The organism is Arenibacter sp. F20364 (assembly GCF_023015905.1).
GTDB lineage: Bacteria > Bacteroidota > Bacteroidia > Flavobacteriales > Flavobacteriaceae > Arenibacter.
In genome coordinates, this window is the sequence record NZ_JALKBD010000018.1 from 49,832 (window position 1) to 74,473 (window position 24,642).

At 40.2% G+C, this 24,642-nt stretch carries 24 protein-coding genes; 13 read left to right on the forward strand and 11 right to left on the reverse strand.

The window, feature by feature from the left end:
• Position 1 precedes the first annotated feature (1 nt).
• Positions 2-643: an orotate phosphoribosyltransferase gene (pyrE, locus tag MWU84_RS15235; protein ID WP_246902964.1), complete on the forward strand. Its 642-nt coding sequence runs from the start codon at positions 2-4 to the stop codon at positions 641-643.
• A gap of 3 nt (positions 644-646) precedes the next feature.
• On the forward strand, positions 647-1,039 hold the full coding sequence (locus tag MWU84_RS15240) for an SRPBCC family protein (RefSeq protein WP_246902967.1): 393 nt from the start codon (positions 647-649) through the stop codon (positions 1,037-1,039).
• A gap of 26 nt (positions 1,040-1,065) precedes the next feature.
• Here the strand turns inward: MWU84_RS15240 and MWU84_RS15245 are convergent, their stop codons facing one another.
• Positions 1,066-1,797, reverse strand: coding sequence for a biotin--[acetyl-CoA-carboxylase] ligase (locus MWU84_RS15245; RefSeq protein ID WP_246902969.1), 732 nt, complete (start codon positions 1,795-1,797; stop codon positions 1,066-1,068).
• A gap of 93 nt (positions 1,798-1,890) precedes the next feature.
• Between MWU84_RS15245 and rsfS the strand changes: the two genes are divergently transcribed.
• From rsfS to MWU84_RS15275, 6 genes are read left to right on the forward strand one after another with little or no spacing between them, the layout of a single operon-like run.
• Positions 1,891-2,268: a ribosome silencing factor gene (gene rsfS, locus MWU84_RS15250; RefSeq protein WP_246902971.1), complete on the forward strand. Its 378-nt coding sequence runs from the start codon at positions 1,891-1,893 to the stop codon at positions 2,266-2,268.
• Between the two features lie 9 nt (positions 2,269-2,277).
• On the forward strand, positions 2,278-4,275 hold the full coding sequence (gene ftsH / locus MWU84_RS15255) for an ATP-dependent zinc metalloprotease FtsH (protein WP_246902973.1): 1,998 nt from the start codon (positions 2,278-2,280) through the stop codon (positions 4,273-4,275).
• A 60-nt stretch (positions 4,276-4,335) separates the two neighbouring features.
• A complete protein-coding gene (locus MWU84_RS15260; RefSeq protein ID WP_246902975.1) occupies positions 4,336-4,947 on the forward strand; it encodes an LUD domain-containing protein in 612 nt (203 codons plus the stop codon).
• A gap of 1 nt (position 4,948) precedes the next feature.
• Positions 4,949-5,752, forward strand: a complete 804-nt coding sequence (locus MWU84_RS15265; RefSeq protein ID WP_246902977.1) for a phosphatidate cytidylyltransferase — start codon at positions 4,949-4,951, stop codon at positions 5,750-5,752.
• Positions 5,742-6,416 carry a phosphatidylserine decarboxylase family protein gene (locus tag MWU84_RS15270; RefSeq protein ID WP_246902979.1) on the forward strand — a complete coding sequence of 225 codons (675 nt, stop codon included), beginning with the start codon at positions 5,742-5,744 and terminating at the stop codon, positions 6,414-6,416. Before MWU84_RS15265 ends, MWU84_RS15270 begins: the two co-directional genes overlap by 11 nt.
• On the forward strand, positions 6,406-6,675 hold the full coding sequence (locus MWU84_RS15275) for an acyl-CoA-binding protein (RefSeq protein ID WP_246902981.1): 270 nt from the start codon (positions 6,406-6,408) through the stop codon (positions 6,673-6,675). The genes MWU84_RS15270 and MWU84_RS15275 overlap by 11 nt, the downstream gene beginning before the upstream one ends.
• Positions 6,676-6,820: 145 nt before the next feature.
• On the opposite strand, the gene MWU84_RS15280 is transcribed toward MWU84_RS15275, so the two are convergent.
• Positions 6,821-8,089 carry a sterol desaturase family protein gene (locus MWU84_RS15280; protein ID WP_246902983.1) on the reverse strand — a complete coding sequence of 423 codons (1,269 nt, stop codon included), beginning with the start codon at positions 8,087-8,089 and terminating at the stop codon, positions 6,821-6,823.
• A gap of 240 nt (positions 8,090-8,329) precedes the next feature.
• On the opposite strand from MWU84_RS15280, the gene MWU84_RS15285 reads away from it, so the two are divergent.
• Complete coding sequence (locus MWU84_RS15285) at positions 8,330-10,972, forward strand: ATP-binding protein (protein ID WP_246902985.1); 2,643 nt, start codon at positions 8,330-8,332, stop codon at positions 10,970-10,972.
• On the opposite strand, the gene MWU84_RS15290 is transcribed toward MWU84_RS15285, so the two are convergent.
• Entirely contained in the window at positions 10,947-11,678 is a 732-nt protein-coding gene (locus MWU84_RS15290; RefSeq protein WP_246902993.1) for a LytTR family DNA-binding domain-containing protein, read from the reverse strand. The two genes, MWU84_RS15285 and MWU84_RS15290, sit on opposite strands and share 26 nt — an antisense overlap.
• A gap of 66 nt (positions 11,679-11,744) precedes the next feature.
• Here MWU84_RS15290 and MWU84_RS15295 point away from each other — a divergent pair, with 66 nt between their 5' ends.
• The 3 genes from MWU84_RS15295 (at position 11,745) to MWU84_RS15305 (ending at position 15,087) form a co-directional block, all read left to right on the forward strand.
• Positions 11,745-13,256, forward strand: a complete 1,512-nt coding sequence (locus tag MWU84_RS15295; protein WP_246902995.1) for a vanadium-dependent haloperoxidase — start codon at positions 11,745-11,747, stop codon at positions 13,254-13,256.
• 97 nt (positions 13,257-13,353) lie between these two features.
• Positions 13,354-13,770 (forward strand): doxx family protein, encoded by a 417-nt coding sequence (locus MWU84_RS15300; RefSeq protein WP_246902998.1) that lies wholly within the window; start codon positions 13,354-13,356, stop codon positions 13,768-13,770.
• Positions 13,771-13,938: 168 nt separating this feature from the next.
• Positions 13,939-15,087 (forward strand): hypothetical protein, encoded by a 1,149-nt coding sequence (locus MWU84_RS15305; protein ID WP_246903000.1) that lies wholly within the window; start codon positions 13,939-13,941, stop codon positions 15,085-15,087.
• Positions 15,088-15,096: 9 nt separating this feature from the next.
• On the opposite strand, the gene MWU84_RS15310 is transcribed toward MWU84_RS15305, so the two are convergent.
• Both MWU84_RS15310 and MWU84_RS15315 read right to left on the reverse strand, forming a co-directional pair.
• Complete coding sequence (locus MWU84_RS15310; RefSeq protein WP_246903002.1) at positions 15,097-16,668, reverse strand: SDR family oxidoreductase; 1,572 nt, start codon at positions 16,666-16,668, stop codon at positions 15,097-15,099.
• 207 nt (positions 16,669-16,875) lie between these two features.
• Positions 16,876-17,469: a hypothetical protein gene (locus tag MWU84_RS15315; protein WP_246903004.1), complete on the reverse strand. Its 594-nt coding sequence runs from the start codon at positions 17,467-17,469 to the stop codon at positions 16,876-16,878.
• A 207-nt stretch (positions 17,470-17,676) separates the two neighbouring features.
• Here MWU84_RS15315 and MWU84_RS15320 point away from each other — a divergent pair, with 207 nt between their 5' ends.
• Positions 17,677-18,021 carry a HopJ type III effector protein gene (locus MWU84_RS15320; protein WP_246903007.1) on the forward strand — a complete coding sequence of 115 codons (345 nt, stop codon included), beginning with the start codon at positions 17,677-17,679 and terminating at the stop codon, positions 18,019-18,021.
• Positions 18,022-18,083: 62 nt separating this feature from the next.
• On the opposite strand, the gene MWU84_RS15325 is transcribed toward MWU84_RS15320, so the two are convergent.
• From MWU84_RS15325 to MWU84_RS15350, 6 genes are all read right to left on the reverse strand, one after another.
• Positions 18,084-18,845, reverse strand: coding sequence for a glucosamine-6-phosphate deaminase (locus tag MWU84_RS15325; RefSeq protein WP_246903009.1), 762 nt, complete (start codon positions 18,843-18,845; stop codon positions 18,084-18,086).
• A 9-nt stretch (positions 18,846-18,854) separates the two neighbouring features.
• The gene (locus MWU84_RS15330; RefSeq protein ID WP_246903019.1) at positions 18,855-20,096 is read right to left on the reverse strand and encodes an Nramp family divalent metal transporter; all 1,242 of its coding nucleotides are present in this window, start codon (positions 20,094-20,096) and stop codon (positions 18,855-18,857) included.
• A 70-nt stretch (positions 20,097-20,166) separates the two neighbouring features.
• A complete protein-coding gene (gene nagA, locus MWU84_RS15335) occupies positions 20,167-21,336 on the reverse strand; it encodes an N-acetylglucosamine-6-phosphate deacetylase (protein WP_246903027.1) in 1,170 nt (389 codons plus the stop codon).
• A gap of 99 nt (positions 21,337-21,435) precedes the next feature.
• Positions 21,436-22,257 carry a DUF1080 domain-containing protein gene (locus tag MWU84_RS15340; RefSeq protein ID WP_246903035.1) on the reverse strand — a complete coding sequence of 274 codons (822 nt, stop codon included), beginning with the start codon at positions 22,255-22,257 and terminating at the stop codon, positions 21,436-21,438.
• Between the two features lie 2 nt (positions 22,258-22,259).
• Positions 22,260-23,252 carry a Gfo/Idh/MocA family oxidoreductase gene (locus MWU84_RS15345; RefSeq protein WP_246903037.1) on the reverse strand — a complete coding sequence of 331 codons (993 nt, stop codon included), beginning with the start codon at positions 23,250-23,252 and terminating at the stop codon, positions 22,260-22,262.
• 10 nt (positions 23,253-23,262) lie between these two features.
• Positions 23,263-24,621 carry a Gfo/Idh/MocA family oxidoreductase gene (locus tag MWU84_RS15350; RefSeq protein WP_246903039.1) on the reverse strand — a complete coding sequence of 453 codons (1,359 nt, stop codon included), beginning with the start codon at positions 24,619-24,621 and terminating at the stop codon, positions 23,263-23,265.
• Between the last annotated feature and the right edge of the window lie 21 nt (positions 24,622-24,642).

Consider the following 24,642-nt stretch of genomic DNA (forward strand, 5'->3'; position numbering starts at 1 on the left):
CATGGTTTTAGATAAAGACACTGCCAAAAAAACAGCAGAGCTTCTGCTACAAATTAATGCAATAAAGTTGAAACCTGAAAATCCATTTACATGGGCATCAGGATGGAAATCTCCAATTTATTGTGATAATAGGATAATTCTCTCATACCCAAGCATTAGAAATTATGTCAGGGAAGAAATGGCAAAGCAAGTAGAAAGCCTGTACGGCAAGCCAGATGTGATTGCCGGAGTGGCCACAGGAGCCATAGGTATCGGGATGCTGGTTGCCGAATATTTAGGGCTACCTTTTATATATGTTAGGCCTGAAGCCAAGTCCCACGGACGTCAAAACCAAATAGAAGGTCGTTTGGAGGCCAATCAGAGTGTTGTGGTCATTGAAGACTTGATCAGTACAGGAAAAAGCAGTCTAAATGCCGTAGAAGCCCTTAAAACAAGTGGGGCAAATGTAAAAGGAATGCTCGCCATTTTTACTTATGGATTTGATCTGGCCAATGACAACTTTAAGAAATACGGCTTGGACCTACATACTTTGAGCAATTACGACTATTTAATTCAACAAGCTTCGGATACAAACTATATTCAAGAAAATCAATTAAAAACATTATTAGAGTGGAAAAGTAGCCCCTCTACCTGGCAATCTTAAAATATGTATTTAGAAACACCCAAGAAAAAAGTTAATAAAAGCGGTAAGGAAGTTTTTGAATTTCTAAACGATGTAAAGAATTTTGAGACCTTAATGCCCGAAAACATTGATAAGTTTCAAGTTATCAATGAAAATAGATTTTTGTTTGCACTAAAGGGAATGCCCGAAATTGTACTTCAAAAGAAACAGCAAACACCTCATACGCAACTGATATTGGGAGCTGCCAGTGAAAAATTACCCTTTACCCTAACCGCCGATATTACAGCAATAAATGAGCATGAAAGTGAGGTGACCCTAAGTTTTGAAGGGGAATTCAATGCTATGATGGCCATGATGATAAAATCGCCAATCAACAATTTTATAGGGACACTGTCCGAGAATCTCGCCAAAATATAAGCTTGGTTTTCTTTTGGACACAACGATCAATAAAGAAGTTTTACTTCCTTGAGATTAAATTCCTCTAGTACGTTGTCTTCCAGTAAAATCTTTAATTTCCCTGTACTGGAAACGCCTTTTATAAAGCCCATAAAAATTTGATCATCCTGATTTTTAAAGGTGGACGGCTTATCCTTTCTAAAAAGTCTACTCTCATAACGTTCAACAAGATCTTTCCTATCCCCTGCCCCGCTGTTCCCGAGCAAGTCTTTTAAATTTTCCACAATTTTGGAGAGTAGTTCATCCAGATCCAACGATCTTCCCAATAACAATTTTAAGGATGACACATTGGGGAGATTATTGAAGGTCAATTGATTTACATTTAAACCTATTCCAACAATAGACGCCTGAATATGCTGTCCAGATAAAATATTTTCAATTAGAATTCCACAAATTTTGCAATGTCCTGACATAATGTCGTTAGGCCATTTAATCTTTAAATCAGGTACTTGCAGTAGGCTTAATGCTTCATAAATTGCCAGTGAAACATAAATGTTCAATAGAAATTGCTCTGAGACCAATCTGTCAATTGACTTTACTAAAACACTAAAAGTCAGGTTCTTACCGGGTTCTGAAAGCCAATTTGTCCCCATTTGCCCACGCCCCTTTAATTGGGTATGTGCCATAACCACCGTGAAATCCCCAATTTTATTATTGAACATCAAATCCTTTAAATAGGCATTTGTGGAGTCCGTGGCACTAAGTTTGATTAATTGCATTTACAATCTTATGATTATTATATAATGTATTGTTAAAAACAATAGTTAAAAAAACAAAAAAATAATAACTTTGTAAAAATTTAAAATTTTTGAATGCAAAAAAGGAAAAGTAGCGCAGATGAGTTAATTGCCTTAATTTTAAGTGGAATAGAAGAGGTTAAAGGAAATGACATTAATTTACTTGATCTTAGAGATATTGAGAATACCGTTTGTGACTACTTTATTATTTGTAATGGTACTTCCAACACACATGTAAACGCCATTGTAGGCTCCATCCAAAAAACCGTAAGTAAAGCAATTCAAGACAAACCTTGGCATGTAGAAGGTTCGGATAATGCTGAATGGATTTTGATGGACTACGTAAACGTAGTAGTACATGTATTTCAAAAACAAGTTAGAGAATATTATGATATCGAAGGACTTTGGGGAGATGCCAAAGTAACCTCAGTTGAAAGTAGCTTCAATAAGTAAAAAAAAATAATGGCAAAAGAAAATAATACAGGTCCCAAAAAACCCAAATTCAATACTTGGTGGATATATGGCGTAATAGCGATATTATTAATTGGTTTTCAATTCTTTGGTAGCGGAAACTTCGCGAATACCAAAAAAGCTAGTACCTCCGAGCTTCAAGAGTACCTAAGAAATGGGGATATTAGAAAAATATTGGTAATCACCAATACTAGACAAGCCAAAATCTTCCTTACCGAAGAGGCTTTAAATAAGGAGGTTCACAAGGATGTCTCCGATCAGCCCTTTTCATTGACGGCCACCGCCACACCACAGTATGTTGTAAACTACGGTGACCAACAGAACTTTGAAAATGAGATCAATGACATTAAAAAAGAAAACAATTTAGACACGGAGCTTACGTACGACCAAGAATCGAATGTACTGACAGAACTCCTTTTAACCTTGTTGCCATTTGTACTGATCATAGGTATATGGATCTATTTAATGCGCCGTATGTCCGGTGGAGCCGGTGGTGGTGCTGGTGGTCAGATTTTCAATATCGGAAAGTCCAAAGCCAAATTATTTGACGAAAAAACAGATACAAGAACTTCATTCAAGGACGTTGCCGGGTTGGAAGGTGCCAAGGAAGAAGTAGAGGAAATTGTCGAATTCCTAAGAAATCCGGATAAATATACCTCCTTAGGGGGGAAAATTCCCAAAGGCGCCTTATTGGTAGGACCTCCAGGAACTGGTAAAACCTTATTGGCAAAAGCCGTTGCAGGGGAAGCAAAAGTTCCTTTCTTTTCGCTTTCAGGTTCAGATTTCGTGGAAATGTTCGTGGGAGTAGGAGCCTCTAGGGTAAGGGACCTATTTAAACAAGCCAAAGATAAATCACCCGCCATTATTTTTATCGATGAGATCGACGCCATTGGTAGAGCCAGAGGCAAGAACAATTTCACCGGTTCCAATGACGAAAGGGAAAACACCTTGAACCAATTACTAACGGAAATGGATGGTTTTGGTACCAATACCAACGTTATCGTTTTGGCTGCAACCAACCGTGCAGATGTTTTGGACAAAGCATTAATGAGAGCAGGCCGATTTGATAGACAGATATACGTTGATCTACCGGACATCAGGGAGAGGAAAGAAATTTTCGAAGTTCACCTTAGACCTATAAAAACAGCAGAAACTTTGGATTTGGATTTTCTGGCCAAACAAACTCCAGGTTTTTCTGGTGCGGATATTGCCAATGTTTGTAATGAGGCGGCATTGATCGCAGCACGTAAAGAGAAAAAGGCTGTTACCAAACAAGATTTCTTGGATGCCGTGGACAGAATTGTTGGCGGTCTTGAAAAAAAGAACAAAATAATTACTCCCGGAGAAAAGGAAACAATTGCGTATCATGAAGCCGGACATGCCACGGTAAGCTGGATGTTGGAACATGCAGCACCACTGGTAAAAGTAACAATAGTACCTAGAGGGCAATCTTTAGGGGCCGCTTGGTATTTGCCTGAAGAACGCCTAATTGTTCGCCCGGAACAAATGAAAGATGAAATGTGCGCTACCTTGGGCGGAAGGGCTGCCGAAAAAGTAATCTTCAACAAAATATCAACGGGCGCTCTCAGCGATTTGGAGAAGGTAACCAAACAGGCCAGGGCCATGGTAACTATCTATGGTTTAAATGATGAAATCGGCAATCTCACCTATTACGACTCATCAGGTCAAAATGAATATGGTTTCTCCAAACCGTATAGCGAACAAACAGCATTGACCATTGACAAGGAGATTTCAAAGCTTATTGAGGAGCAGTACAAAAGGGCGGTTGAATTATTGTCGAAAAACAAAGATAAACTTACGGAATTAGCGCAACGTTTATTGGAAAAAGAAGTTATATTTAAAGACGATTTGGAAAAGATATTTGGTAAGCGTCCTTTTGAAAAAGACAAAAGAATGGAAGCTGAGGAAGCAGCCGAAAAAGAGGAAAAAGCCAATAAGGATCTTCCTAAATCGGAAACAGAAAAATAAAACAATAAATAATTCGTTGTTTCTAAATATCTAGGAACTTAAGGAACCATTTAAATATTAATGGGATTATTTGATAAACTTTTCGGGGGAGGAAAAAAAAGGGTTTCCAAAGAAACCGTGGAAACGAGAGGGCAGCATATGCCCGACTTAAACATTCCTGTTGACGAAAAGTTTACCATTAATTTTAAACACAACGGGGGAAAGTTCTTGTATTGCGATTCCATCAATGAAGTGTTCAGTAATTTGGACAATATTATCATTGAAAATAAATGGCAGGACCAAACTTTTTTTTCAATGGATAAAAGATTGGAAGAAAAGTTTTCCAAACAGGAAATAAATTTCACCAACCTGCCTAATAAAAGTGAAATATTTTTCACCACCTGCGAGCATCTGATTGCCCAAAATGGCTCCATTTTAGTTTGTTCCAATCAATTGAAAGAAAGAAAACTTCACGAATTACCTTCAAATGTTATTGTTTTTGCCACTACCAGCCAAATGGTCGAATCTATTGGAGAGGGACTAAAAACGATAAAGAAAAAGTATCAAAATGTAATTCCCGCCAACATTACCACCATTAAACATTTTCAACCTACGGCTGAAAATTCGCACGATTTCTTAACTTACGGAAGTAGTTCTAAAAATCTTTATCTTTTACTTCTGGAAGACTTATAACATGAGAGAAATTTTAAGGCGCTTACTTACAGGTGCGGTCTATGTAATTTTACTACTTTCCGCCGTATTCCTCAGTTCTGATGCGTTCGATTTTTTATTTATGACCTTTGGACTCGCTTGTCTCTACGAGTACAAACGCATGATAAAGCTTCCAGGTTATCATATTTTTATAGCTTATTTGGCTCTTTGGTGGGCATTTATTTACCTGATTGATGATAAGAATCTCATTAATATTTTGATGTTCATCACAATATCCATTAATTTTATATTGTTGTACTACCTCTTTTCAGGAAAGGAAAAACTGTTCAACAATTTGCAAAAATTTATTATCGGGCTATTTTATATAGGGGGAGGCTGTATTTTTCTTACTATGATACCTTATAAAGACAATGAGTTCGCACAGTTTCTGATCATGGGTGTATTTATACTTATTTGGGTAAACGATACTTTTGCCTATTTGGTAGGGAAAAGTATAGGCCGCAATAAATTGTTCCCATCTATTTCCCCTAAAAAAACCATTGAGGGAGCACTGGGAGGCTTTATTTTTGCCTTGGCCGCCTCGTATTTTTTATCGAAATATGAGACCAATATTTCATTGGTCCAATGGTTGATACTAGCCTCTGTAATTGTACTGACCGGAAGTTTGGGCGATCTTATAGAATCTAAATTCAAAAGGGCTGCTGGCGTTAAGGATAGTGGCGCTATTTTACCGGGACATGGTGGCATGCTGGACCGATTGGACAGTCTGGTTTTTGCCGCACCTTTCGCATATTTAACTTTAATTATTTTTTCACATGTTTCATAAAGAAGGACAAAAGATCATTATAACGACCTTTATTATAGTTGTTTCCATTATAGTGTTGGCCAACTATTTTATAGGAATAACTTGGCTAAAATTTGGACTTCAAATAATTTCCTTGGTTCTCCTCGTTTTAGTGCTACAGTTTTTTAGAAATCCCAAAAGGAACGTTTCCAAGAATTTTGATGAAATATTGGCGCCTGCAGATGGTAAGGTAGTTGCCATAGAAGAAGTGGAAGAAACGGAATATTTTAAGGCAAAGCGCATCCAAGTTTCTATTTTTATGTCTCCTGTAAATGTGCACGTAACAAGATATCCTTCAAGTGGACTCATTAAATTGTCAAAATACCATCCCGGTAAATTTCTGGTTGCCTGGCATCCCAAATCCAGCGAAGAAAATGAAAGAACTACTGTTGTTATAAATACGCCCAAGTTCGGGGACATCCTTTACCGCCAAATTGCTGGTGCCGTGGCACGTCGTATCGTTAACTATGCAGAAGTGGGCGAAAGCGTTCAACAGGGAGATGATGCAGGATTTATTAAATTTGGCTCTAGAGTAGATTTGTTCTTACCTTTGGATAGTGCGATTACCGTAAAATTGCACCAAAAAGTAACCGGGGCAAAAACATGTATTGCAACTACTAGGGTTAAAAAAGAAAATGAAGACTGATAAACTAAATAAAGATTTTATAGCGGCGGTCGATTTCGTTAATGACTACACAGACCCCTTGCCTGCCGATCTTTTATTAAAACTTTATGCCTATTTTAAAATTGCCAACCGCAATTTTAGCCATCCGGGAAGCAGAACGCCCTTAATAAACGCCTTTAAGGCCAACGCCCTGATCCAAGCAAAAAACGTAAGCATTCAAGAAGCTATGGAGCGTTATATAGAATTGGTGGACAAAGAAGTAAGGAATACCAAAAAATAAAACAAAAGTCTTTATTAGATTACTTTTTGAAGTCTATCTCCTCCTGAATAAAATGAATTGCGTAACCAACGAATTATCTGGTCAAATCTGGATTTTCGTTTTTCCAAAGATACAAATTCACCAAATTACGGTTTTAATAGTGTCCTTAAGAAGCTATTTTCAATTCGGTTTCCTTATTCTCAAAATAGCTGAAATAAATACCTGCAAAAATCGTGATTAAAAAATAGGTCCCAACCCACATATTGGCCATGGGAAGATAAGCGTTTAGGCCAAACCAATCGCCAAAATATACTACCCATAAAATTCCTGCCACCCCTCTAAAAACTTCAATCCCAACAGCATATTTTTTTCTATCCATCAGCGTAGTATACCCATAGATTCCGACAAATATAAAACCGCTAAACGTAAGTAGTCCCTCAAAACCAATATCTGTGTAGTTATAGAACATGAACATCATTAGCCCCAAACTGACCAGCATCTGAAAAATGGCATATAGCTTAAGCCCATTGCTGGCGTTTGATCCATATCTTCTAAAATTATATACATCGCCTATAATAGCAATGGGATACTTTTCCTTGACATCATCCGGCCTCCAGCCCGTAGGCATAAACCATATACGCAATTTGTCCCGTAAGCTCTTGGTTCGCCATGCATCCTTTAATATCCTCCACAAATGTTGAAAATTGATAATTATAGGATTCCAAGTCCCCGCGGGTTTCAATACACCAAATTGGGGCGGAACCTCATCCATCTCCTCCTGAAAAGTACCGAACATACGATCCCAAACGCATAAAATCTGCCCTAAGTTCTTATCTATGTATTCCGGATTAATGGCATGGTGCACCCTGTGTTGGGAAGGGGTAACCAAAATATACTCCAACCAACCCATCTTTCCAATATGCCTGGTATGGTACCAGAACTGGGCAAACAAATGTATGGGAGCCAAAATAGCTATCACCATTTGCGGCACGCCCAAAACCGCCGCTGGAATAAGGAACAACGAAAAATAACCCACCAGGTTGCTTATCGGTTGTCTCAGGGCACAAGCTAAATTAAACTCTTCACTACTGTGGTGAATTACATGTTGATTCCAAAAAATATTTATTTTATGGCTTAACCTATGGTTCCAGTAACCGGCGAAATCAAGAACAACAAAGGCAATCGTCCAAACCAACCAAGTGGCCTTTATTTCGGTAATGGCCAAATGCTCCAACAAAAAAGGATAGGAAACTATAATTACTGCCAGCCCCAAAGTATCCTTGATGATATTGGTCAGCCCAGAACTAATACTGGAAACCGTATCCATAACCTTGTGCATTTGTTTTTTCACAAAATAGCCATAGGTTATTTCTATTGTCAAGAGGATCACAAAAAACGGGATGGCATATAAAAGTGCCGTTGCGTAGGTTTCCATAAAGCAGGATAAAATTGCTGTCTCTAACAAATATAGTCAAAATCGTTATTTTTTACCTTGCATTTTATATTGACTACATGAACAAATCCCTCATATGGAAGGTCATAGGCAAAAAAATCACCCTTGAACAAAACTACTGGACCTACTTAAAAAAAGTGTCAGTACTAGAACACCAAAAGCTTTTGTTTACAATTTAAATAAAGTATAAATTAGTTGCATATACCTTATATTCGCCTTTACATGAATTTAAGACATTCCATAGTTACCCGATTTGCCCTATTCTTCACTGGCCTTATCATTTTCTCCATTCTATTATCCGGGTATTTGGTCTTTAGAAAAGCCTCGCAAGTAATTATGGCACATTCGAAGGAACGTATTATGCACGGTTCAGAATTGGCCGAACAATCTTTTTATGCCTTATTGAACGAAGTAACCAATGACATTGCCGTCATTGCATTGAGTCCCACCATACAACAGCATATATTCTATCCTTCTGAAAAAACCAACAAAGAAATAGACCAACTGTTCCGTATAATTCTCGAAAACAAGGAAACCTATTTTCAAATCCGACTGCTCGATGCTGATAAGGACGGTAAAGAGATTATACGTTTCGACAAATTGGATGGCCAAGTACTTAAGTCGACCAACTTACAGCAAAAAGGAGACCGTGAATATTTTAAAGAGGCCATTCAAGTAAATAAGGGTGAACATTATTTTTCCAATATCAATTTAAATGAGGAATACGGAGTAATCAGTACTCCTCACACCCCTACTCTACGTGTCGCCAGCCCCATTTTTGACAATGAGAACAAAAAAGTTGGTATCTTAATCATTAATATAAACCTAAATCCGCTATATCTCAATCTTGATCAAATTGCTGGCAACGACAGTAAGTTTTATTTAATAGATTCACAGGGCCAGTATCTATATTCCCATGACAGGGCCCAACAGTTTGGCCAACAGACCCAAAAATTTCAGAACTTTTATTCCGAATTCAATATTGACAGGAGTTCCCAAGAACCTCTTAAAGATGGTTTCCATCAGCTTACGGGGCTCAATGAGGCTAGTTATTTAAGTTATTTTAAAGAGTTGCCCTATTTTGACGGAAAACGAAAAATCTATCTGATTTCGAATATGGAGCAAAATATTTTGCTTAAAAACGCCCTCACCGTACGCGCAGAGAGTATTCAAACATTGCTATGGGTGTGCCTATGTTCCATACTATTGTCATGGTTCTTTACCAATTTGTTTTCAAAAAAAATCACCAAAATCACCAAGGCCATTAGCAACTATGACCAAGGAATCCCCGATGAACATACACTACCCACCAATAGAAAGGACGAAATCGGGATCCTGGCCAACACCTTTTCCAAAATGAAGGTCAAAATAGATCAAAATGTGCTTCAATTGAACACCGCCCTGGAAAAGGAACAAATGGCCAGAAAACAAAGGGATGAATTTTTACAAAATATGAGCCATGAAATGCGGACCCCCCTCAACGCTATTTTAGGCCTCACAAAACTTTTGTACAAAAATGCTCCAGAGCCACAATTACCAATTATCAACGCACTCGAAAGAAGCTCCAATAGTTTGGCCGGCTTGGTATACGACGTTCTGGACCACCAAAAATTAGTCGAGGGCAAGCTGCAAATCCAATTGGAACCGACCAATATTGCAGAACTTCTGAAGGATATCCACTCTACCTATTTATACGAAGCAGTTCAAAAGGGTCTTACCTTCAACTTAAGTATAGATGAGAAGCTCGAATCTGGCCTGTTTCAGACAGATGCCTTACGACTGACACAGATAGTAACAAATCTCGTGGTAAACGCCATAAAGTACACCAAAAAGGGCATCATAAGCCTCTCCGCCACTATCGACGGCCCTGGGAATCAATTGTTACATATAAAGGTCAGTGATACCGGTGTAGGCGTACTCCCCAAAAACCTGAATAGGATAAACGACCGTTTTTTTATGGAAAAAAATGATCTGTCCGGAAGGTATGGCAGTTATGGGCTAGGCCTATCCATTGTTAAACAGTTGACAACACTATTTGGAGGTACTTTGAAGGCTTCTTCACAAAAAGGCAAAGGTTCGGAATTTTTGATCAGCATCCCCACCATTTCCATATCTTCCCAAAAATTGGCAAAACCTGTTCCAACTTCAAAGTTGCCTCTTCCACACCTGACCGGAAATTACAATATCCTGCACATTGAAGACGATGCATCGACCACCGAATTGGTAAAGCACATTTTAAATTCCGACAATATTACCTTGCGTCAGACCAAGTCTATGGACGAGGCTTTGAAAAGTATCATTGAAGATTCACCAGACTTGATCATAAGTGATTTAATGCTGGAAAATGAAAAAATCAACATGACATTGGACCAATGGATCAAAACCAAAAAAATTAACAGTCCACTTATTATTGTTTCCGCCCTTGATTCCACGGAAGCCAAAACCTCGTTCAACGAGTATTTTCAAAAACCCTTCCAATTAGAGCATTTTAAAGATACGGTATATAAAATTTTAGGCAGTAAAGAATTTAAAGCCCCTGATTTTTCAAATATCTATAACAATTATGACCACGACACCCTCAAAATAAATAAAGTCCTCAAATTATTGGAAAAAGAGTTTGAAAACTACCTAAAGGGAATAAACAAAATTAGCGGAAGTAACGATCAAACCCAATGGGAATCCATACTTCACAAGCTAATAGCCCACATCAACAATCTTAAATTAACCGATCTTAAAGAGGTACTACCGGACAAAATATCAACCATGAATATTGATTATCTAAACAAGATAAATAATGTATTTGCTTATTATCTATGCTGCATTAGAGCGGAAAGAAACTTTAATTTAAGAGTTGGATCTTCCTAAGCAATTCTGGGGAATAGCGCTGACTAACTGGCACATGGTCTTTGTTTATTTCCACAGCGCCCGTATGTATCACGTCTATCATATTAAGATTAATGATGTATGAGCGATGTACACGTTGAAAAAAATCGGGAAGTTTAGGTTCAAGATCTTTGAGGGCCATTAGCGTCAATATTTTCTTGTTCCTAAAAACGATGGCTATGTAATTCGCCTCCGACTTAAAATAGGCTACCTCCTTTAATTTTATTTTTACCAGTTTCCCTCCTTCCTTAATAAACAGCCTGGCATCTTTTTCAGTCACTTTTTTACTGGCGGAAATAAATTCCTTCGCCTTTAAAAAACCCTTATAGAATCGTGGAAAGTCGATAGGTTTTGCCAAAAAATCAACAATTTTGGGATAGTTGTAGGAATCCAAGGCAAAGTCCTTGTTGGAGGTTACCATAATAACAGCGGAATTGGGATTTAGATCCAAAATATCCCTACCTGTAATATCCGGTAAATTGTAGTCCAAAAAAATTAGGTCAAAGGATGAATTATTAATAAGGTTAACAGATTCAAAACCGGATACCGTCGTCGTTACACTGTCAATTTCACTGATCTTACTACAAAAATGCTCAAGTAAGTCACAAATCAACGGATCATCATCAACAATTAAACACTTCATGAGCTTATCCAATAAATTACCATTTTCGTCAAGCAATATAATCATTTCGTATAAAAAATAATTTTCCCGCAATCTAAAATTCTACTATTGTTGGTAACAAAACCAACAAACATGAACTCTAAAAGACTTTTATTACCCATACTTTCCATTTTATTTTTTGGATTGATGGGCTGTAAGGAGAAATCCAAACCTTCCGAAAATATGGCCGAAAATCTTATGGCCATGGCCGATGAACCGCGGGGGAAAGACAATGTGGCCTACCAATGGGCCTATATGGCCTTGGAAGGAACTGCTTTGGACACAGATCGTTTCAAACCGAGACCTACGATAACATCCAGATATCTTGGTCTAATATTTACTGCCATGTTTGATGCTTGGACACGCTTTGATGAAAAGGCACAACCCTTATTCCTGAAAAATGTAGAGCGTTTTCCCGAAAACAAACAAACCTTAAAGAACAAGGAAATAGCGGTGAGCTATGCGGCCTATAGGGCGTTAAAGGAGTATTATTATTCGGATAGCACCATGTACAAAGAAAAAATGATTGCCTTGGGCCTTGATCCGGATAACCAATCAACGGATGCCAATACTCCTGAAGGAGTTGGAAACCTTGCAGCTGCCATGGTGATAAATGCCCGCAAAAATGATGGTTCCAACCAGTACGGGGAAGTTGAAGGTTCCAATGGCCAACCCTATTTTGATTATACCAATTATGCACCTGTAAATGACATTGATAAAAATATTGACCTCAACAGATGGCAACCAAAGTATTTCATCGATGAAGACGGAAATAAATATAATCCAGGTTGCCTAACCCCATATTGGCAGAAGGTAAAACCTTTATTATTGGAGACTGCAGATCAATTTAGACCGGGACCCCCTCCTATGGTCGGTTCCGAACAATTGGCATTGGAAGTTAAGGAAGTAATTGACCTTCAGGCTAATTTAACTCCAGAAAATAAAGCCTTGGTAGAGTTTATGCGAGATGGACCCAAATCTGTACAACAGGCAGGACATTGGTTAAAATTTGCGCAAGACGTTTCTGCACGGGACAACAACAACTTGGACGAAGATGTTAAGATGTATTTCTTGGTAGAATCCGTGGCCATGGATGCCTTTATCTCCTGTTGGGATTCCAAAATGTATTATGATTATACCCGCCCATATGCCTTAGTGCACGATTACTATCAAGACCAGGTAATTAAGGCTTGGGGAGGTCCCGATAAAGGTATGGTTGAAATGAAAGGAAAAGATTGGAGGCCTTACTCCCCGGACGCTTTTCTTTGTCCACCTTTCCCAAGCTACGTTTCGGGCCATAGCACCATCAGCGGTGGATGTGCAGAGGCATTGCGATTATTTACTGGGGACGACAATTTTGGTGTAGAAGTTGAACTGGTTCCAGGAGCGCTTACAGAGCCCAATAATCTTGACGATCCGGTTATCATAAAATTTCCAACCTTTACCGAAACAGCCGAAATGGCAGGAATGTCCAGAGTAATGGGCGGATATCATATTCAGGCAGATAATGTTGCCGGATTGGAATTGGGTAGGCAGGTAGCACGCTACCATTACAAGAAATACCTAGAACTTATAGGTGAAAATGACAAAGAGGCTACTAAGTAAAATAGTAATATCTCCCTTTAAAATTTCCACTTCCACTTGGTAAGGAAATACAATATCTATCTTAAAAAATAAACCCAATACAAAAAAACTGCAATAAATGGTTCGTTTATCCCAAAATGGCAGGATACTAAGTATAAGTATCGGTATAGTTTACCTTTGGTTTGGATTGCTTAAATTTTTCCCCGGGCTTAGTCCGGCGGATATACTGGCCAAACAAACCATTTCTTTATTGACCTTTCATCTCATTCCGGAGAATGTAGGAATCTTAATGTTGGCCGTAATTGAAGTTGCCATTGGATTGTGCTTAATTTTTAATTTTCAGCTCAAAAAAGTTATTGTTGCAGCAGTGATCCATCTGGCCCTAACTTTTATTCCGGTTGTATTTTTTCCTGAAATTTCCTTTTCCGAAGCACCATTTTCCCTGACCCTGGTAGGGCAGTACATAATCAAAAATATTGTAATCATCAGTGCCTTACTTATGATTTATCAACGGCCATACAGCAAAGTCTCTTAAACCCGTATTCCAAAAATATTTGAGCTATTTGAAACTCCTGCAATTCCCGGACTTGTGTTATCATATTCCGGGATTAGGGAAATAAATAGATACCCCCTTATTTACTAGAGTCAATCCTAAACTAGACTTTAGGTTTATTTAAACATACCTGAAACTGAATTTCAAACTATGAAAACAAAACGTATTCACTTTATATTGGGCATATCCATGCTGGTACTTACTTGTAATCCTACAACCTTAAACGCCCAGGGATGTGTGGCCATTAGGCACTTTTCCTCTTGTGTGGGAAACAGCCTGGAAAACAATCTTCTGGGCAAGGGAGATCTACAAGTTGGAATGAATTATAGATATTTTAAATCATTTCGGCATTTTCGGGGAACGGAGGAAGAGCCCGATCGAGTAGCCAATAATTCAGAAGTAATTAACCATTCCCATGCGTGGGACTTTTTCCTTACCTATGGCATTTCGGACCGCTTCTACACCAGTATAACCATCCCTACGGTAATCAATGCCAGGTCCTCCCTATATGAACATGGTAGAGAAGAAAGAAACAGTACTTATTCCAGAGGCCTGGCAGATATAAGGGCCGGGATAGGCTATTGGTTGCTGGACCCAATTGAAAATCCAGAAGGAAACATTGCCCTTGGTTTGGGCATAAAACTACCTACTGGCAATTACAACGCCACCGATATATTTTATAACGTAGGTCCGGAGGGGAGTCCAGAAGTACGACCTGTGGACCAGTCCATTCAACCTGGGGACGGAGGGTTTGGACTTACCCTTGATTTTCAATTCTACCAAAAAGTGGCGACCGGTCTATTTGCCTATGGCGGTGGTTTTTACCTTTTGAACCCTAGGGAAACCAATGGTATTAGAACATTTAGGGAAACATTGAGCCCTATCCTGGAAAATGAAGCCATCATGGCCGTACCAGATCAATATTCGGTACGCACAGGACTAAGTTATAGTTTATCCAATGTAATATCCGCTTCCTTGGGTGCCCGTTTTGATGCAGTGCCCGTAAAAGACCTTATTGGAGGAAATGAAGGTTTTAGAAGACCCGGAAATGTTCTTTCTATTGAGCCAGGCCTGGCCTACTTTCATAACAATCTAACCTTAAATCTAAATGTGCCCATTGCAGTTCGTAGAGACAGGCCACAAAGTATAACGGATAGACAAACAGAAATAAGCACGGGAACTCCTAGAAATGGGGATGCAGCTTTTGCCGATTATCTAATAAATTTCGGCATCTCCTACCGCTTCCCTAAAAACAAAGCTTTGGAAATAGACCCTGCTATTAAGGACACCTTTAAATAGAACTATGGCCTACCAGTCGATAGGTCTGTAATCTTTCAGGAACTTACCGCACCAATGTTTACCGGAGTTAATGCCGTCGATCAACGGATCCAACACTCTTGCGGCACCATCAACGATATCCAATGGAGGTTGGAAATCGTGAACTTCTTCCTTTCTTTTGGAAAGTTCAATAGGGTCCTCATCTGTTACCCAACCAGTATCCACAGCATTCATAAACACCCCATCCTTGGCAAAATCCAGTGCAGAAGTATGCGTCATCATGTTCAGTGCAGCCTTGGCCATATTGGTATGTGGGTGACGGTCTTCCTTGTAAAACCTATGGAATTTTCCTTCCATGGCCGATACGTTGATTATATGTTTTTTACCCGTATTTTCCTGGCGCATAAGTTTTGACAAACGATTACAGAGCACAAAGGGAGCAATGGCATTCACCAATTGAACCTCTATCATTTCAGGGGTCTCTATTTCGCCCAATTTCAAACGCCAACTATTGGTTTTACGGAGATCTACCTGCTGTAGGTCGGCATCCAATTCGCCCTCCGGAAAAACCTCTTTTGCGGACAGCGAACTATCAAAACTGTAGGGAATCTGGGACAATTTGGCAGACGCCCTTATTCCAATACCAGGTTCAGGCGCATGCCAATTAACGGGCAACGCATTATTTTGGGTACTTGCCGTACCCTTGGTAAGACTATTTAATTCCTGCAAACAAAAATCATGATCGGACAATACTTCCTGGGCCCTTGGTGGCAAATCGCGAAAGGCTACCTCTTCATTTTTCATAAGATGCTGGTAAAAGCCCGCTGGCCTTCTTACCGTTTGAGCAGCATTATTGATAAGAATATCCAATCGCTCGTATTGTTGTTCTATAAAATTGCAGAAGATTTCAACGCTCGGGATATGTCTTAAATCCAGGCCATGTATTTTTAGTCTATGTCCCCATTCATGAAAATCCTCTTCTTTGGAGAAACGCAGTGCAGCATCTACCGGAAACCTAGTGGTGGCCACCACGGTGGCTCCTGCTCTTAACAATATTAGGGTAATATAATATCCTATTTTTAGCCTAGACCCTGTAACTATGGCTACCTGCCCACTAAGATCGGCCGTCTGAAATCGCTTTGCATAGTTAAAGTCGCCACAATCAGGGCACATGGTATCATAAAAATGATGCAACTTCGTATATACCGTTTTACAGACATAGCAATTCCGTGGAGACTCCAATTCCAGCTCTTCCAAAGTTTCCCTCAAGGGAGCGGCCAATAATTTGGGAGCTACAAATACGGCAGCTTCCCTGGCGCTTCTGATCCCGGTTTCCTTACGCGCGTGCTTATCGCGTTCTATCATCTTGCGTTTGGCAACCTTGGCCGCGTCTTTCTTGCGCTGTTTAAATTCATCCTTGGCCGGTCTTGACAATTGGCCTGCGGCCTTTAGCAATGCCACTCTTTTCTCCTCTGGAAGTTCAAAAACCTTATACCCGTTCCCTACCAATTTATTTAGAAGAAAAATACACTGATCGATCTCTTCCGGACTTATTGCCTCAACTACATTCTCCTGCTTGTCCACCAGATTATTATTGCCCATTTTCCAAATATTTTCTGAAAATTAAAACCGTGCAAATGTAAGCTTAAAATTAGATTGCACAAACAGAACTATTTAGCACAAAAATAAGGGCAGAACTCCTCTAAAGAAATGTGTAAAATTTAACGAACAACAAGTTTATCACAATTATACTCTTCAATTTCTACTATAATGAATATCATTATGGCATACAGAAAAATTTTGCCTGTATTAATTAAATGGCCCCACCATGATATGGGCCCTATGCGTACCCGGATCCATTAACCAAGGCATTCCCGGTGCATGGGGTTTGTCCGGCAATCCTGTAGATTCTGTAGTAGCAAAAGGAGTATAGATGACATATCTAAACTTTCCATTTTGCAATTCTCCGGTAGCACTATCATAGTCTTCCGATTTTCCATAATACACGTACATCATACTTGGTTCCTTGGGCATTTTTATTTTACCGGAAGCCACTTCCTCTGCACGGATTTTCTCCCGCTCTTCCCCGGAAAGGTCTTTGGCCGAGAGCTCCCTTCCACGGGACATAAAAGGTTCCAGCTTTTTGGAATAACATGCCACATTGATCCCCTCTTTGCTTGGATTGTCCCCTATGCAGACCAAGTTATTGGTTCCTTTGCGCAATACCACCAATTCTCCAGAGCTGTTATATCCATAAACCATGGCGCCGTCCTTTTTTTCATCGGGAGCAGGTAAAACAGCAGTTTTTATTTGAATTTCATTGGGAAGGACTTCCTTTTTAACTTCCTGCGCCATTATTGGTAAAACGGTAAACAGCAGCGTACTTAGTATTAATTGTTTCATCTGTGAAAAGTATTTTATTATTAATTCGATGCCTTACTTATATAGCTAATTGGAACAACGGATTTGAAATTTCAAATAATAAACCTAAAGGTAAAAAATATAGCCTTAACCCATTTGAGAAATATGGAATAATTAACTTGAAAAAACCAACTTAAATCTTGCCGGGATAATCTAAATTTACATGTTCAACTTAAATCCCACCGAACTATGACAGTTTACGAATTTCTCGACAAACTTAGAAGGACCCCGAAAGAAATAGCCTTTGGAGACACTATAGGTATTATCGACACCTATTATAACTTTTCTCCGGTAAAATTTACGAATGGGGAATTGATTAACGAGGCTGGCCAAAATTCAGGTTCCTGTAAAGTATTCTCTTTTGCACAACATCACAAGTTGGGCAAGGAGGAAACCTTGGCCTGTTTTGGTTCCTACTACCGAAAAGATGTCCTTGAAAATCCAAAGGGTAGCGACCACCAAAACATTCGCAATTTTATGATCAATGGTTGGGAGGGTATTTCCTTCGAGAATGAGGCCCTTGGCATAAAGTGAGGCCAAGCAATACCTTGCTCGGCTCCTTCATGCCCAGTTTCAGTGCAACGAAGAATGACCAATTACTTGATCATGGATGCCGATGCTTTATCCAAAAATAGCACGGTTTCCGGGTGTGTCCTGAGAATGGAAGCCGGACAGCTGGTACTTATATCCCCGTACAGGCTATTATAAACGGCCTGGGCCTTTCGTTCGTCGGGCACCACACAACTAATGGCCTCACAGTTCATTATGGCGGTAATGGTCAGGGTAACGGCTTCCTTGGGTACGTCGTCAAAGCTTGGAAACCAGCCCTCACCAAGTTGTTGATTTCTACAGGCCTCATCCAACTCCACCACTTTTACCAATTTCGGATCATCAAAATCGGCCACTGCGGGATCATTAAAGGCTATATGTCCATTTTCCCCAATACCAATACAGGCAATGTCTATGGGATGTGCTTTCAAAGCCTCTTCATAACTTTTGATTTCCAATTGCATATCTGCTGCATCGCCATTTAAAAAATATACCTTTTTAGGTGCTACCCTATTCAAAATACGTTCTTTGAGATACTTTCTAAAACTCGCGGGATGGGATTCGGATATGCCTTTATATTCATCCAAATGAAAAACAGTTACTTTTTTCCAATCGATTTCCTTGGTTTGCAAGGCCTCCAAAAATGAAAACTGTGATGCGCCCGTAGCCAAGATTAGATTTGCCCCGCCCTTTTTAACAATCGCATCATTCAATTTCCTTGTAACATAATCAGCTGCCGCTGCTCCCATTTCCTTGGACTGTCCATAAATCTCTATTGACAAATTTTCAATTTGAAACGACTTTTCCATTGTTTAATTTTATATAAATTCTGTTATAGCGAACCATGTGGTCAGCAGTGAAAATAGGATTACCGCGACTAGACCAAGATTAAGCTTGGCGCTGGCCTTGTTAGTCCCCATCAATTGTTGTTTGTTGATCAATATAAACATTGGTATCGCCACTGCCGGAAGGATACAGGCCTGAAAAGCCTGGGAGAAAACCATAAGTGCAGGAGGTCTTTCCTCCAAAAAGACTGTTCCAAAGGCAAATACCATAGCGCCCAGTATTAGCACTCTTGAAGACTTGGAGTGAATATTTCTTGGAGTTCCCCTATAATCGGCCAGTAACCAAGGAGCTATAAGCACGATAGGAAAAATAGTGGAGAGCCCGGCCCCTGTAATCCCAATTATCAAAACAAAGGCGGCCAATTTACCCCCCAAGGGCTCAAATAAGGAAATCATTTCTACGGTATCGTCCAGCTTCATACCCGAGATATGAAGGGTTCCCGCGGCCACGGCCATAATAATACCGCTCAGGAAGAGCATCATAAAAGCCGATACAAAAGCATCTGTCTTCTCCTTTTTTAAATCATTGATGCCCCATCCTTTTTCCGCCACCACAGTACTTCTCATCACAAAAACAGCTGCAGAACAGGTGGTTCCAGTAATGGCCGCAATTAAGCCCAACGCACCGGGGGTATCGGGAATACTGGGAACCATACCAGAAAGGATATCCGTCATATCCGGTCGGACCATAATAAAAACGACCATAAAGGAAAGTCCCATCAGGATAACCAGAACGGTCAAGGCTTTTTCAAAAGCCTTATAACGTCCGAACCATAAAAAAAATGCCAGTATTGTTACAAAAAATAGGATGATCCAGGCTCTATGGACAAACACACCATTATAGGCCAAACGCAAGCCTTCCTGCGCCAAATCGGCCACAATACCCATTACACCCATCAGTGCCAATAATTCCCCTATAATAAGTACCAAAATGATATATAGCGAAAGTATCCAACCCCATTTAAACTCCTGTTTAAAATTAAAGAGTGCAGTCTTACCGGTCACCAAAGTTACTTTGCCATAGGCCACCATTAAAACATAAGTAAAAATACAGGAAAGTACTACGGCCCAAAAAAGACTCATGCCAAATTCCGCACCCGTCTTGGCCATTGTGGTTACACTGCCCGTTCCAATATTGTAACCAATAAGAAATAGCCCTGGACCTACGGCGCTAAGTCCCAATAGTATTTTTTTGATTAATGATTTATTGCCCATATCCTGCTTTTATAGATTTAATTTTCAACCAAGTACCTTAACATTCAACACCATAGGAGTTAACAGGGAACTAATCTTTGGTATATACCAACTGCCCTGATACAAATGTCTTCTGAATTACCACCTGATTGTTCTCCAACTTAAAAAGAATCAAATCGGCACGTTTCCCTTGTCCAATTTCCCCGAGTTCATTTAGAGAAAACATCTTGGCTGGGTTGGTACTTGCCATTTGTATGGCATCATTAAGAGTGCATTGGGCATAGTCCATTATTACCCCTACACAGGCGCTTATAGGTGAAGCTGCCCCGGCCAGAACATTTTCCTTTGGTAATTTTACCACATTGGGGGTCAGCAATAAAGTACGCTCTCCACGGGTATACTCTCCCGGTGGTAGACCAGCTAGGTCCAAGGCATCGGAGACCAAAATAGTTTTACTTGGACCTTTTACCTTATAGAAACTCCGTACCTCTTCCTTGGTCAAATGAAATCCATCTGCTATAATGCTGGGCGTAATCCTATCATCGGCCAATTGTGGCCAGATAGGATTATGGTGCCTGTTGATCTCGTTGGCACAGCCATTGCCCAGGTGGGTGGCCATTTTTGCTCCGGCATCTATGGCCCGTTTAATATCCTCTGCACTACCATTGTGATGTCCTAGCGCCACTACAATACCATTGGCAACGCATTTACGGATAAAGGATATTGCCCCTTCCAGTTCCGGAGCTACGGTAATTAGTTTTATGTCATTATTGGCTGCCTTCTGCAATTCCCGAAATTCCTCCCAGTCCGGATTTTTGATGTATTTCTCCAAATGCGCGCCTCGAAATCCGGCTAGCGGTGAAATATAAGGACCTTCCAAATGAAATCCGGGAATGGATTTTCCTATTTCCGGATCCTTTTTTGCCTGGGCCAGAATAGCAAAATTCTTTTTCATCCTATTGAAATCGCTGGTAATAATGGTCGGGAAATAAGTGGTTACCCCGGCCTTCCACAAAGCTTTTGTAGCTTTCCTTATGCCTTCCACCGTAAGATCGGGACCTGAAAAATCTACCCCCATATAGCCATTGATCTGGACATCTATTAAACCAGGGGCTACATATATTTGTGAATCCTTGTCGCCTTTAGACAATCTATTTATTCCCGAAATTTTACCCTTTGTGGTGGATATGGAAACCCATCCCTCATCGGAATACAAAATGCCCTCCAAACCGCTTTTATCCATAGACTGTGATATTCCCATATTATAAAAAAAGAATAGTGCTAAAACTGATGTATATTTAAATGTCATAACAATTTGTTGATTTTAAAATTATCAGACCCTTATCAATGTTATCGGAAACTAACCTCCCGATTCAATTTTACGAATCTTAATATTCTTGAACCAGGCATCGTCCTTATGGTTTTGAAGAACGATATGCCCCTTTCTTTTTTCCAAAAACCCCGGATAGTCCACGAATTTGCTTTTTTGAAAAAGGGAATCCAAATGCGGGGAACCAAAATCATAGGCAACTACCTTTTTCCCATTAAGCCAGTGCTCAACGTGTTTATCATTTACCACAATACGGCTGGAATTGAAAACTCCTGCCGGCCTTACCTTGGCGTTTTCAGGCGCAATCATATCATAAAGACTCCCAGTGTATTGGGATGGTTTTAGTTTTTCCGCATAAAGGCTATCTGAATCATCAAGCAATTGGTATTCAAATCCCAGAGCCGAATATTGCGAACCGAACTTTTGGGACATTTCTTCGGACACGTTGTACTTGAGGCCCGTGTTGCCCGCTTTTAATATTTTCCATTCCAAATACAATTCATAATTATCAAAGGTATCCTCTGTCATTAGATCGCCCCCTTCCATGGGCTGTCCGTCCGGCATGGAAGGCACCTCTCCGCTATTCAGTTTTCGTATGGTACCATCCTCAATTTTCCATAGTTCGGTCTGAACATCCTTTCTACCCAAACCGCGCCAACCCTTAAACGATTCGCCATCAAAAAGCAATTCCCAGCCCTGCTCCATCTCTAAAGCCGTAAGGGTATTGTTTAATTGTCCTACATTATTAACTTCCTCTGGCTTCTTTTCCTCTTTACCCTTGCAGCCAGAAACCATAAGGAGCAATATTAAAACCGCCGCGAACGGCGTAAAGGATTTCTTAATATAGATCATAATTATGATATAACAGATTCCCAATTACCGGAAATTATAGATTTCTGAACTGCTTCCAATACGGCAATACCGTGGATGATACTCTCGTGGCTACGTGGTTCCTTTCCAGTACTGAACATGGTTACCATATCCACGTAGTTCTTATCTGGATCCACAGTGTCTACTTTGGACTTCAATTCAACCACTCCTTCGTCCGTTTCCACAAAGGTCTGCCAGCCATACTTTTTGGTGGTAATGACCAGGGTGGCCATCCTTCCATTTTCAAATACCAAACTGGCACTACTGTTCAAATTCTCCATTTCGTTTTTGTTGAACCTCGCGGAAACTATTTTTTCATCAAATAGATAAATAAGAGGTTCTACCATGTGCACTCCATAAAAGAAAAAGCCTCCATATATGGAATTGATATCGGCCTTACCGTAACAAGTTACTTGATTTATGTCCTTTAGTTCAGCCAATTGCTTCCTCATATCGTCCGTGGCATAACTGTGGGCTATGGAACTGTAGGAAGTTACCGGAGTACCTGCCGCCCTTGCCATTTCAAGGAATATTTTTGCAGCCTGACTGCTATAGCAAAATGGTTTGTCTATAAAAGTGGGTATTCCGGCCTTTACAAACGGGAGCGCCGCATCCAAGTGAAGATCGCCATGCCGATGATCAACGATCAACGCATCTATCTTGTCCATCATTTGCAAGGGGTCTTTTACAATATTGGGAATGCCTCCTTCGGTCTTGGCCTGTTGGGCAAATTCCTCCTTTTCACCCCATACATATTTAACCTCCCAGCCCGAAAATTTTTTATCCAAATTGAACATTTTACCAAAACCTCTGGTATGTGAATTCTCGGCACCAATGATACCGATAATCTTATTTTTCGCCACTGGCGGTTTTCCTAATTTTAGTTGGGAAAACAAGGGTGACGGTAAGGACAGGGCCAAGGTGGAAAAAGCTGCCCCTTTTCCAATTCTTTCTAAAAACGATCTTCTGTTCGCCATATAATTTATTTTATAATTTCATTTCCCAACCGTTTTCATAAGAACGGCTCCATAATTTCTGGGCATCGCTATCCTTCAAAATGTGACCATTAGTGGAATCTATATCCAAAGACCTGCCTGTGCGCTGCGCAATATTCCCCAATTGAACCAACAAGGTGCTTTTATGACCCGAGTCTATATCAGCATTTAGGCTTGCACCGTCGTGGATAGCACTGAACATATTCTGTATGTGTAAGGCATCCAAGAGTTCTGCCGGGTTGGAATTGTTTCTGGGATCTATTTCTTGGGTATTCTTAACTTCTTTGATCAATTCACCCTCCAAATCAAAAATGCTATAGCTATTACCTCCAGGGATTAGCATACTGCCATTTTCCCCGTAGAACATAACGCCAACCGAACTTCCTTCTATAGGCTTACCATTACAGCTCCTACCTTCCCAGGACATGGACAATCCTTCTGCAAAATCCAAATTGATTACCTGTGTATCCGGAGTCTCCCAATCGTCCTGATACCTATACCTGCCCCCGTTTGAGCTTACCTTAACAGGATAGTCCACCTGCATGCCCCAGCGCAATAAGTCGATCATATGGGTGCCATTATTTAAGGCCTCGCCTGTACCCCAATGCCATAACCAATGCCAATTGTAATGTACAATATTGTCCTTATACTTCATTCTGGGCGCCGGACCTTGCCAAAGGTCCCAGTCCAGCCAATTGGGCACCTCAACTTCCTTCCCTATCCCTATGGATTTACGGTTGTTGGTATACCATCCTTTACCAAAATACACCTTTCCAATGGCACCTGATTGCAAAGCTTTAATCCCCTCAACCACATTGGGCCAAGAGCGACGCTGGTTCCCCATCTGTATTACCTTTCCATATTTTTGTGCGGCCTGCACCAAAATTTCCCCTTCATGGGGGTTGTGACTACATGGTTTTTCTACATATACATGTTTTCCCGCTTCCATGGCCAAGAGCGATGCAGGTGCATGCCAGTGATCTGGAGCTGCAATCACCATGGCGTCCACATCCTTGCTTTCCAAGGATTTTCTGAAATCCGTAAAGGTCTTTGGCTTCCTGTCCTGTCTACCCTTTACAGAATCCAAACATTTTAGGATGGCCCTACTGTCCACATCACAAACATGGATTACCTCAGCGTTCTTTTGACTAGCAAAATTTTGTGCCAAGGCATTCCCTCTACTATTGACCCCCATCATAGATACATTGATCCGATCATTGGCACCTAGAATACGGGCATAACTTTTGGCACTAAATTGTGGCAGGATTCCAGCGGTAGCTATAAAGGCCGAACTGGCCGCTGTTTTTTTAATAAAACTTCTTCTTGAACTTGAATTTGAATTTGATTTCATACTATCCAGGTTTGATCGTTA